The sequence below is a fragment of the Sulfitobacter sp. L-8 genome, assembly GCF_056859255.1.
Map to the genome: position 1 here is coordinate 207,964 of NZ_JBSXOD010000046.1, position 10,945 is coordinate 218,908.

A 10,945-nucleotide genomic window follows, 5' to 3' on the forward strand; every position below is an offset into this window, starting at 1 on the left:
CAGCACAACTTCATTTTGCCAAATAAACTCCCGCCGGAGGCTCCCAAACGCTGCAACACGCGCTACACTCCGCGTCAGTACGCACAAAGGAAAACACTCATGAATATCATTTGGCTAGGTCACGGCAGCTTTCGCATCGAAATCGAAGACCAGATCCTGTTGGTCGACCCGTGGCTGACGGGCAACCCGATGCTCGAGGAAAGCAATTATGATACCGCCTTGGACGGCACCACACAAATTCTTGTCACACATGGACATTTCGACCATACCCAAGACCTGATCATGGTGGCAGAAAAAACAGGGGCACCGGTGGCTGGGATGGTCGAACTGATGGGTTACTTCGACGCGCAAGGTGTAAAGAACACCACCGGTTTCAACAAGGGCGGTACAATCAGCTGCGGCAAGGTCGCCGTGACAATGGTTCCGGCGTCGCATTCCTCCTCAGTCGACGGCGACAACGGGCCGGTCTATATGGGTGCCGAAGTCGGTTTCATGATCAAAGGCGAGGGCCGCACGATATACTTCTCCGGAGACACGGGGATCATGGCGGATATGGAGTGGATGGGCGATTACCATAAACCAGATATCGGCATTCTCAGCGCCGGCGGGCATTACACGATGGACATGGCCGGAGCCGCCTATGCCGCCAAGAGATACTTTGACTTCAAAACCGTCATACCTTGTCATTATCGAACATTCGGCGCGCTTGAACAGACGGCAGACGCTCTTGTCGACGGGCTGCCCGGTGTCGATGTGATCGAACCTCAGGTGATGACGGCGATCAAGCTATAAGCAAAAACCGCTTGCCCGGTGCCTTTCCAGGGGGGTCAACGCCTGTACGTCCCGTTGTCGCCGGGCAGACAAATGAGATTCTGGCCATGCCAGACCACGCCCTTTTCTTCACCGATCCTTTGGCGTGCCTTGGCGGGATCCACCGCCACGGTTGCGCAAACTTCAAAACGGTGGTCATCCAGTCTGGTATAGGCATAAGCTTGACCGGAAACCGGATCACGTAGATGGGGGGCCCCCGCGATACCGCCTGAAGGACCGGGGCAATACTCGGCATCATCCAGGGCCCGCGGCAGCGGCCTCTTCGATCGCCCGGGGCAGCTCAGGTATGTGTGCAAGCTGCGCAGATCGGCCAGACGCGCGGCGTCCTGACGTTCCGCACGCGCACGACCGGGGCCGCCGACGACGAGCAACCCACCGGCAATCGCGCCGCCGACCAAGACCAGCAGAAGCATCAGCAAGATCTTGTTCACCGTTGGTCGGCCCGCAGCCCTACAGTGCGATAGTAAAGGAAAATTCCGCCAGCTATGACCACGACAACCCCGGCTTTGAGCAGGAACTGCGCGGTCAGGTCGCCGGTCAGAAAAGCGTATACCGTCGCGATCAAATCCGCCAGCAAGGTAAGCGCCGCAAGCAACAACCCGATGTGGATCATCCATTTCCGGATCGCGGATCGACGCAGGGCCGGGGTTTGGGCCAACTTGCGCCGTTCTCGAAAGGTAAGCCACAGATACAACGGCACCGTAATGATCAAGACCGCGACGCCCCACCTGATCTCTCGATCGGCCGCACGGTCCTGCGCAGCAAATCCCAGATCCACCAAGGCCTGCAGCACGACGACCAGATTGAACGCTCCCAATATCAGCACCGCAAAGGTCAGCGCATAGACGAAGAAATCGCGGGCGGAAACCGCCGCCCGAGGTTTGGGTACCGGTGGCGAAAACGGGGTCTCATCCCACCCTGCCAAGGCATCCCCGACTTCGGGGGCGCTCCAGCCTGCATGCAGCAACGCGGCTGATATTTCTGCCCTGCTCTTGCCCGCAATCAGTGCTTCACGCACGAACAGGGTCAAGTCATCGCGATTTGCCAAACTATTCTATCCTTTTCTTTTATTCGCGAAAAACTCTTTCAGCAGAGCCTCGGAATCGCGGGCCGAAATGCCATCGAATATCTGGGGTACGTGGTGGCATTGCGCATGTGAAAACACCCGCGCCCCTTGCGCCACGCCGCCCGACTTTGGGTCTGATGCGCCGTAGTACAACCTTTCTATCCGCGCCGCTGAAACGGCGGCCGCGCACATCGCGCAAGGCTCCAGCGTCACGTACATGGCGTGCCCGCCCAGCCGTTGTGACCCCAGGGCCGCACAGGCCGCGCGGATGGCCAGCAGTTCAGCGTGGGCTGTCGGGTCATTCTGCTCTCTCGTCCGGTTGCCAGCTACGGCCACGACATGTCCATCCGGTGATACAATGACAGCCCCCACCGGCACTTCTCCGCGCCCGGCGGCGGCGCGCGCCGCATCAAGCGCCAACGACATATGAGAGGTAAAGGTCATTGCTTCACTTGCCTGCAAATGCCACCCTTTCGCAAGCGTCTGAAACAGGATATGCGCTGGAATATGAGCGAAAACACACCCAAACAGTCCCCGCAGTCGAGCTCCGTTCCCGGAGACCGCATTGCAAAAGTCCTTTCGCGTGCTGGTATTGCCAGCCGTCGCGAAGCCGAACGCATGATCGAAGCAGGGCGGGTGCGCGTAAACGGCACCCAAATTGATTCCCCTGCCCTCAATGTCACGGCGCGTGACGAAATCTCGGTTGATGGTGTGCTGGTCGGCGACCCGGAACCGCCCCGGATGTGGCTATACCATAAGCCTACTGGTGTGGTGACGACAAACCGCGACGAAAAGGGGCGCGGTACCATCTTTGATGACCTTCCGGACGATATGCCGCGCGTGATGAGCATCGGACGTCTTGATCTGAACTCGGAAGGGCTGCTTTTGTTGACCAATGATGGCGAGGTCAAACGCAAGCTTGAGCTGCCCTCGAATGGCTGGTTACGCCGCTACCGCGTCCGGGTGAACGGACGTCCTTCCGAGGATACCGTTGAGCCCCTGCGCAAGGGTATCACAGTGGACGGCGAGCAATTCCAACCGATGACCGTTACAATAGACCGTCAGCACGGTGCCAATGCCTGGCTTACCGTCGGCCTTCGTGAAGGCAAGAACCGGGAAATCCGGCGCGCCATGGAGGCGGTGCACCTTTCGGTCAACCGATTGATTCGAACCAGTTATGGCCCCTTTCAATTGGGTGAGCTGAAATCTGGTGAAGTCGAAGAGATCAAACGGAAAGTTGTGCGCGATCAGCTCGGGATCGAGCTGGCTGACAATTCAGGCACCGCTGTCAAGAAAAAACCCAGCCAGTTGAAACGCACCCCTCGCAAACCCGGTGCGCCCGGCCCGGGACGCCCGGGCTTGCCCAAGGCACCAACGGAAAAGCTTGCGACGGCTAATTCCGCTTCTGGCAAGCCCAAGCCCGGCTATGGCAAATCCAAGCCTTCCCGGCCCGCACACGATGCCACAGCGCCGCGCAAATTCGGTGTCAGGGTAAAAAGCACGCGCAAGCCCTGAATTTGCCAGGTCCGCGGCTGCAGGGTTCGACTTGTCACCCGCACACCCTAGAAGCGCGGGCGAGGCGCACCTATATGTCGATCAAAGGGAATGTCCTATGAGTCGATTGCTTCTGTTTATTGTCATAATTGCGCTGGTCGTTGCTATTGTTGCGCTTTTGGTGACAATTGCAGGGCGGGTTCTGGATGCTGGGCGTTCAGCGTTTGAACCCCGGGACGAATACAGCAAAGAGGGCCGGATGGTACCGACACCATTTCAACAGATTACATATGCAGCGCTGATCTTGCTGCTGCTTGGTATCGCCACCGGCTGGCTCGGAGGGCTGTGACAGATGGCGCAGCGTTTTGGTGGGAAGTATAGCGCCGACGGTCGGCAATCTGTGTCGCCGCGCGCCGCACGCGCCGAGGTGAACCCCGTTGGCGGACGGGCCAATGCGCTGTTTATCCCTCCGATTTTGCTTGTGTTCATGTCCCTTAATGACGGGGCGTTGGGTCTGGTCCTTGGCCTGATGGCGGCCACGGTGCTAAGCGGTGCCGCCCTGTTGCTGCGCGAGGGTCTGAAGGCCGAAGCGGCCTACCGCGCTCGCAAAGTTGCCGAACGCCCAGCCTTGCCGCGCAAGATCCTGGCCGCCGCATTGACCGGCAGCGGTGTGGCGCTTGCCGCTTACAAAAACGACCCCGGCGTCTTGGCCACGGTTCTGTATGGTATCGCGGCACTGGGCCTGCATGTCGCGGCTTTCGGGATAGACCCTCTGACATCCAAGGGGATGGAGGGCGTCGACAGCTACCAAAAGGGTCGGGTCGCCCGTGTGGTTGACGAAGCAGAGCAGCATCTTGCCTCAATGACCGCGGCGTTGCTGCGGATATCGGACCGGCCCGTTCAGGATCGTTTGGCGCAGTTTCAGACCACCGCCCGGACATTGATCCGCACCGTCGAAGAGGACCCGCGTGATCTGACCGGTGCCCGTAAATATCTTTCGGTCTATTTGCTCGGTGCTCGCGATGCCACGATCAAGTTCGCGGACATCTACGCCAATACCCGCGACAGTCAGGCGCGGGACGATTATCTGGCATTGCTGGATGATCTGGACAAAAACTTTGCCGCGCGTACGCATAAATCTCTACTGGAAGACAAGACCGATCTGAATATCGAAATTGAGGTGCTGCGCGAGCGCCTTTCCCGAGAAGGCGTGCGTCTGGACTGACGTACCCCCCAGCATAGGAATAGATGTACCATGTCTGATACCGTCCGCGAAAAAGCCGCCGCCTCTGTCGCGCTTATCGACGAAGTAAACGCGTCGGTTTTGTTAGACCCAGGATCGGCCGACGAGATCGTGTCGTTGGAAAACGCCCAAGGGTCGAAGGCCGCCGAGATCAAAAGCCGCATGGCCGAGATCGATATGGCCGATACGCAATCCATCATCGGGTTCGGTTCTGCCGCACAGGCAGAGTTGCAGGAAATCAGCCAAGCGATGCTGCAGGACGTACGCAACAAGGATGTCGGCCCCGCCGGCGACAGCCTGCGCGATATCGTCACCACCATTCGCGGGTTTTCGGTGTCGGAACTGGATGTGCGTCGCGATCAAAGCTGGTGGGAACGTTTACTGGGTCGCGCCGCGCCCTTTGCCAAGTTCACGGCCAAGTTTGAAGAAGTCCAGGGCCAGATCGACCGCGTTACCGATGAATTGCTCAAGCATGAACATGCCTTGTTGAAAGACATCAAATCGCTCGACATGCTATACGAAAAGACGCTGCAATTTTACAATGAACTCGCATTGTATATCGCCGCAGGAGAAGCGAAGCTTGCCGAGCTCGCTGCCACCACCATCCCGGCCAAAGATGCCGAGGTGACAGCCGCCTCGGAGGAAGATCAGGTCATGCAGGCGCAAGAGCTGCGCGACCTTCGTGCCGCGCGCGACGATCTGGAACGCCGGGTCCATGACCTGAAGCTGACCCGTCAGGTCACCATGCAGTCACTGCCTTCGATACGGCTGGTACAAGAAAACGACAAGAGCCTGGTCACCAAGATTAACTCGACCCTCGTCAACACCGTACCACTGTGGGAAACACAATTGGCACAGGCGGTCACGATCCAGCGCAGCGTCGAAGCGGCGTCGGCTGTGCGCGAGGCCAATGACCTGACCAATGAGCTGTTGACATCGAATGCCAAGAATCTGCGCGACAGCAACAAGGTTATCCGCACCGAGATGGAGCGCGGCGTTTTTGACATCGAGGCCGTGAAACAAGCCAATGCCGATCTTATAGGCACCATTCAGGAATCGCTGCAAATTGCTGACGAAGGCAAAGCGCGTCGTGCGCTGGCCGAAAAAGAGCTTCAGGAAATGGAGGCGAACTTGCGTGACACTCTGGCGTCGGCCAAAGCGTCAAAGCCTGCGGCTTCGGCTGCATAATCTGCGGGGGGCAGGCTGGCATGAAGCGGTACCGATTTTCGATCAGATCCTTGGCGGTGACAGCAGTTGCCATCGCCATTCTGTCGGCCTGTTCACCCCCGCCCCCTGCCGAACCGGTACAAAAACCCGTGGCAAGGCCCGCACCACCCGTCAAGCCTCCTGCCCCGGTCGTGGCCAAGCCCACCTCGGAAAAGAGCGCCATGTTGCGCAGCTATTTCAACGACATTCAGAAGAACCAGCTGAGCCAGGGCCTGATGCGCAGCGACGGTGGCGGCGGGGACACGCCTTTTACCGCCGATATGCTTGCACGCAATTTCGAACAAATCGCATTCTACAACGAATATAATGCCACCCTGACCGGGAAAGGCGACAAGACCTCGATGCGCCGCTGGGAAAAACCGGTCCGGATGGAGATCATGTTCGGGGAAAGCGTCCCGCCGTCAGAGCGCATCAGTGACACTTCGGCGATCAAGGCGTATGCCCGCCGTCTGGCAAAGGTCACTCAGCACCCGATCAGTGTATCGGGGTCTCCTAATTTCATCGTTATCGTCGCGAATGAAGATGACCGTTCGGCGCTATTGGACAAAGCTGCGAGGCGTTTGCCCGGTGTGACCACCGAAAGCCTGAAGACCCTTAACGACTTGCGCCGCGACACCTATTGTATCGTGGCGGCGTATGCGGGCGGCGTCGATCCAAATACCTATACGGCGGCGGTCGCGGTTATCCGCGCTGAAAATCCCGACCTGATGCGGATGTCATGCATCCACGAGGAGATCGCCCAAGGGTTGGGGCTTGCCAATGACAGCCCCACCGCCCGTCCGTCCATCTTTAATGATGACGACGAATTTGCGCTGCTCACCAAACATGATGAGCTGCTGCTCAAGATGCTTTACGATCCGCGACTTCAAGCCGGAATGAGCGCCGAAGAAGCCGCACCTGTGACGCGTGTCATCACCCGTGAACTTACCGGTGGGCCGGTTTGACCGGCCGACTGCATTGCCTTGTCTTTCTCAAAAGGATCTTATCCGATGGGTATTCTTGATTTTCTCTCTGGCCAATTTATCGACGTTATTCACTGGACAGACGACACACGCGATACGATGGTGTGGCGGTTTGAACGCGAAGGCCACGAAATCAAATACGGTGCCAAGCTGACGGTCCGTGAAGGTCAGGCGGCGGTATTCGTGCACGAGGGTCAGTTGGCCGACGTGTTCACACCGGGGCTTTACATGCTCGAAACCAACAACATGCCGATCATGACATCCCTTCAGCATTGGGACCACGGGTTCAAGAGCCCCTTCAAGTCAGAGATATATTTCGTAAACACAACGCGTTTCGGCAATCTGAAATGGGGAACCAAAAACCCGATTATCGTGCGTGATCCCGAATTTGGCCCGGTACGGCTGCGCGCCTTTGGCACCTATACGGTCAAGGTATCGGACCCGGCGCGTTTCCTCACTGAAATCGTCGGTACCGACGGCGAATTCACCATGGATGAAATCAGCTATCAAATTCGCAATATCATCGTTCAGGAATTTTCGCGACGTATCGCGCTGTCAAATATGTCGGTGCTCGACATGGCGGCAAACACCCGCGAGCTGGGCAAACTGGTCAGCGGCGAAATTTCGCAAACTATTGAGGAATACGGCCTCACCATTCCCGAGCTGTACATTGAAAACATATCACTTCCCCCAGCCGTAGAAGACGTGATGGACAAACGGTCTTCCATGGGTGTGATCGGGGATTTAAACAAATACACCCAGTTCCAGGCGGCCGAAGCTCTGGGGCAAGAAGGCCCGGCGGGAAGCGCGATGCAAACCGGCTTGGGGGCCGGGCTTGGTATGCAGATGGGCCATGCCGCGGCGGCGCAGGCGGGCCCGTGGGGGCCCAGACCGGCTGCTGCGCACACGCCGCCGCCGCCCCCGCCACCGGAAAAGGTGTGGCATCTTGCTCAGGACGGTCAGACCAAAGGCCCGTTCTCAAAGGCCGCGCTTGGTCGGATGGCAGCGGATGGCGGGCTCACCCGGGCAACATTTGTCTGGACCCCCGGTCAGGATGGCTGGTTAAAGGCTGACGATGTGGCTGAACTGGCGCAGCTTTTCACGGTTCTGCCGCCGCCCCCCCCGATGCCTGATGCCTGATATTCAATGGTTGCACCGGGCTCGGCCGAACTGACATAACCCCGGGCCGCGTCCGGTAGCATTTTACGGCGAACGAAACTTACGCGTCGCCGCAACCGTGTGTGGGGCATGAAGACGTTTTCGCCATTCAAGGCGTGTCGTGCGCGTTGCCTGTTTAAGGTGGTTCACTGGACGATGGTACCGCTGTTTGCCTGGTTCGTAATCGTGCAACCGGCCGATGTCGCACGCCTTGGTCCCATGGCGGTTCGCTTTCACAGCGTCATGGGATTGGCGTTCGTCAGCCTGGCCCTGTTTTGGACCCTCTTCTACCTGCGTCGCGGATTGCTCGGCAGGCCCGGACCAAAACTTGGCGGTTGGGCGCGGCGGATGCACCCGGTTGTGCACAAGACGTTGATCTGGGGAATATTCACCGTTGCAGTGACGGGCTTGCTGATTGGTCTGACATCCACGGTGCAACTGTGGGCGGGTGGCATTGTGCCTATCGCCGTGCCCCTTGACTTGCCCCGTGCTCACCGCTGGGTCGGATTGATCCACAGTATTCAGTTTTACGGCTTGGCGTTTATCGCCGCCTTGCATGCAGGATTTCACATCTGGCGTCACTACGCCCTTCGGGACAACGCTTTGCGGATTGTCGCCCCCAAGGTCCTGCACCGTTTTTTGTGATGCACCTCTGGTGAGCGTGGTGTCGCTGCTCTATGTCTAGACCACGCCCGACCAAAGGATCCCAGATGCCGCCCACTCCTGCCTTTGACGACCCGCCACGCACCCCGGTCGAGGAACATCGGTTTCCCTGCTCGTCCTGCGGATCGGACATGCGCTTTGATCCGCAGCAAAACTTGCTTGTCTGCGACTATTGCGGCAATACAGAATCCATCTCGGATCGCCGCCGGCACCAACCGATCGCGGAACTCGACTTTAGCAAGGCGATCACCCGCCAACTGCCGCAAGCCGAGATGGAAGAGATCCGGGTCAGCACCTGCCCCAACTGTGCGGCACAGGTCGAATTCGACCCCGGCAAGCACGCAACGGTGTGTCCGTTCTGTGCCACACCGGTGGTGATCGACACCGGCACTAGCCGTCACATCAAACCCCGTGCCGTGCTGCCCTTTGCCTTGACCGAAACAGCTGCGCGCGACGCAATGGCCCAATGGTTGGGCCGTCTTTGGTTCGCCCCGAACAACTTGCAGGCCTATGCGCGCAAGGGTCGGCGGATGCAGGGCATTTACGTTCCATACTGGACCTATGATGCTGACACCCAATCCAGCTACTCCGGCGAACGCGGCACAGTCTATTACGTGACACAAACCGTGATGCGAGACGGCAAGCCGGTCCAGCAACAGGTTCCCAAGGTCCGTTGGCGATCGGTCTCGGGTCGGGTAAGCCGGTTTTTCGACGACGTGCTTGTGCTGGCGTCACGCTCGCTGCCAAAACGGTTTACCGATGGACTGGAGCCTTGGGATCTTGCCGCGTTGGAACCCTACGCGCCGGAATACCTCGCGGGTTTCCGGGCCGAAGCCTATGCGGTCACGCTCGAGGAAGGCTTCGCCGAGGCCCGCCAGATCATGGACCGGATGATCGAACGCGATGTGCGCTTTGATATCGGCGGCGACCGTCAGCAGGTTCACGACATCCAGACCAGGCTAAGCAACGTGACTTTCAAACATGTGCTGCTGCCGGTGTGGCTGGCAGCCTATAAATACCAGGGCAAAACCTACCGCTTTGTCGTCAATGGACGCACCGGCAATGTCCAGGGCGAACGGCCCTACTCCACCCTCAAAATTACCTTCGCAGTGATCCTTGGCCTGATCATTGCAGGTATCATCGGATATTTCATGGCACAGCAACAATGACCCAGATCGATACACTGACCGACATTTTGAAGTCTCGCTATTCCTGCAGAGCCTTCCGGCCCGAGCCGGTACCCGATGAGGTGATCTCACGGATCGTCGCGGCGGCGCGCCACGCGCCGTCCTGGTGCAACGCGCAACCGTGGCAGGTGGCAATCACCAGGGGCGATGCAACCGATCGTTTTCGCAAGGCGCTCGCCGCCCAAGTCGACATGGGCTCGCCGCCAGAACCTGACCTGGCCTGGCCCACAAGCTACACCGGGGTCTACAGCGACCGCCGTCGCGCCTGCGGCTACCAACTTTACCAAGCCGCGGGCATCGCCAAATCCGACGTCGTCCAGCGTCAGGCCCAAATGCGACGCAATTATGCGCTGTTCGACGCGCCCCACGTCGCGATCGTTTCCTCTCCCGCCGAACTGGGCGCATACGGTGCGATGGACAGCGGCGGCTTCGTGACCGCTTTCACACTCGCAGCCACCGCTCTCGGGGTCGCGACAATAGCACAGGCCGCCATTGCTGCCTACGCCCCGACCGTTCGCGAACACCTCGGGATCGCTGAATCACGATTGATCCTTTGCGCAATCTCATTCGGCTATCCTGATGCGGATGCTGCGGTAAACCAGTTCCGCACCGACCGCGCCGCCCCCTCAGATATAATCGACTGGCACGGTTAAGATGCGCGCAGTGCTGCAACGGGTCACCGACGCCTCTGTCACAATCGATGGCGTTGTCACCGGCAAAATAGACGCGGGGTTGCTCGTCTTCGTCTGTGCCATGCCAGCCGATACCTTGGCGACCGCACAAGGTCTCGCCGCCAAAATCGCCAAACTGCGCCTGTTCAAGGACAAAGAGGGCAAGATGAACCTCAGTCTTGCGCAAACCGGGGGCAGTGCTCTCATCGTCAGTCAATTCACCTTGGCCGCCGATACATCGCGCGGCACGCGCCCCGGGTTCAGCCGAGCGGGCCACCCCGACCTGGCAAAGTCGCTCTACCTGCATTTTATCGCGTCCATGCGGCGGCTCGATATTCCAACCCAAACCGGTGAGTTCGGTGCAGAAATGTCGATCTGTTCCACGAACCAGGGTCCCTGCACCATCTGGATCGATACGGAACATCTCTGAATTCCAAATGGCA

General features: G+C 58.8%; 14 protein-coding genes. 11 read left to right on the forward strand and 3 right to left on the reverse strand.

Annotated features, from left to right (window positions below; genetic code table 11):
- The first annotated feature begins 99 nt into the window (after positions 1 to 99).
- Positions 100 to 792, forward strand: a complete 693-nt coding sequence (locus AC13DE_RS10535) for a metal-dependent hydrolase (protein WP_446298020.1) — start codon at positions 100 to 102, stop codon at positions 790 to 792.
- 35 nt (positions 793 to 827) lie between these two features.
- Here AC13DE_RS10535 and AC13DE_RS10540 read toward each other — a convergent pair whose 3' ends face one another.
- Genes AC13DE_RS10540 through AC13DE_RS10550 form a run of 3 tightly spaced genes read right to left on the reverse strand, consistent with a single transcriptional unit; the run spans position 828 to position 2,341 of the window.
- Positions 828 to 1,244 carry a hypothetical protein gene (locus tag AC13DE_RS10540; protein ID WP_446298019.1) on the reverse strand — a complete coding sequence of 139 codons (417 nt, stop codon included), beginning with the start codon at positions 1,242 to 1,244 and terminating at the stop codon, positions 828 to 830.
- 14 nt (positions 1,245 to 1,258) lie between these two features.
- The gene (locus AC13DE_RS10545) at positions 1,259 to 1,879 is read right to left on the reverse strand and encodes a DUF5671 domain-containing protein (RefSeq protein ID WP_483047784.1); all 621 of its coding nucleotides are present in this window, start codon (positions 1,877 to 1,879) and stop codon (positions 1,259 to 1,261) included.
- A 6-nt stretch (positions 1,880 to 1,885) separates the two neighbouring features.
- Positions 1,886 to 2,341 carry a nucleoside deaminase gene (locus AC13DE_RS10550; RefSeq protein ID WP_446314206.1) on the reverse strand — a complete coding sequence of 152 codons (456 nt, stop codon included), beginning with the start codon at positions 2,339 to 2,341 and terminating at the stop codon, positions 1,886 to 1,888.
- 63 nt (positions 2,342 to 2,404) lie between these two features.
- Between AC13DE_RS10550 and AC13DE_RS10555 the strand changes: the two genes are divergently transcribed.
- The 10 genes from AC13DE_RS10555 (at position 2,405) to dtd (ending at position 10,932) form a co-directional block, all read left to right on the forward strand.
- Positions 2,405 to 3,412, forward strand: coding sequence for a pseudouridine synthase (locus tag AC13DE_RS10555; RefSeq protein WP_483047785.1), 1,008 nt, complete (start codon positions 2,405 to 2,407; stop codon positions 3,410 to 3,412).
- A gap of 97 nt (positions 3,413 to 3,509) precedes the next feature.
- The gene (locus AC13DE_RS10560; RefSeq protein WP_446298015.1) at positions 3,510 to 3,740 is read left to right on the forward strand and encodes a hypothetical protein; all 231 of its coding nucleotides are present in this window, start codon (positions 3,510 to 3,512) and stop codon (positions 3,738 to 3,740) included.
- 3 nt (positions 3,741 to 3,743) lie between these two features.
- Positions 3,744 to 4,616, forward strand: coding sequence for a 5-bromo-4-chloroindolyl phosphate hydrolysis family protein (locus AC13DE_RS10565; RefSeq protein ID WP_483047786.1), 873 nt, complete (start codon positions 3,744 to 3,746; stop codon positions 4,614 to 4,616).
- Positions 4,617 to 4,646: 30 nt separating this feature from the next.
- Positions 4,647 to 5,822 carry a toxic anion resistance protein gene (locus AC13DE_RS10570; RefSeq protein ID WP_446314209.1) on the forward strand — a complete coding sequence of 392 codons (1,176 nt, stop codon included), beginning with the start codon at positions 4,647 to 4,649 and terminating at the stop codon, positions 5,820 to 5,822.
- Between the two features lie 20 nt (positions 5,823 to 5,842).
- Positions 5,843 to 6,805, forward strand: a complete 963-nt coding sequence (locus AC13DE_RS10575; protein WP_483047787.1) for a DUF2927 domain-containing protein — start codon at positions 5,843 to 5,845, stop codon at positions 6,803 to 6,805.
- 45 nt (positions 6,806 to 6,850) lie between these two features.
- On the forward strand, positions 6,851 to 7,963 hold the full coding sequence (locus tag AC13DE_RS10580; protein ID WP_446314211.1) for an SPFH domain-containing protein: 1,113 nt from the start codon (positions 6,851 to 6,853) through the stop codon (positions 7,961 to 7,963).
- Positions 7,964 to 8,071: 108 nt separating this feature from the next.
- Positions 8,072 to 8,626 (forward strand): cytochrome b/b6 domain-containing protein, encoded by a 555-nt coding sequence (locus tag AC13DE_RS10585; RefSeq protein ID WP_446297362.1) that lies wholly within the window; start codon positions 8,072 to 8,074, stop codon positions 8,624 to 8,626.
- Between the two features lie 65 nt (positions 8,627 to 8,691).
- Positions 8,692 to 9,813: a TFIIB-type zinc ribbon-containing protein gene (locus AC13DE_RS10590; RefSeq protein ID WP_483047788.1), complete on the forward strand. Its 1,122-nt coding sequence runs from the start codon at positions 8,692 to 8,694 to the stop codon at positions 9,811 to 9,813.
- Positions 9,810 to 10,484: a nitroreductase gene (locus AC13DE_RS10595; protein WP_446314214.1), complete on the forward strand. Its 675-nt coding sequence runs from the start codon at positions 9,810 to 9,812 to the stop codon at positions 10,482 to 10,484. The genes AC13DE_RS10590 and AC13DE_RS10595 overlap by 4 nt, the downstream gene beginning before the upstream one ends.
- Before the next feature lies 1 nt (position 10,485).
- Positions 10,486 to 10,932 carry a D-aminoacyl-tRNA deacylase gene (gene dtd / locus AC13DE_RS10600; RefSeq protein ID WP_483047789.1) on the forward strand — a complete coding sequence of 149 codons (447 nt, stop codon included), beginning with the start codon at positions 10,486 to 10,488 and terminating at the stop codon, positions 10,930 to 10,932.
- Positions 10,933 to 10,945: the final 13 nt, after the last annotated feature.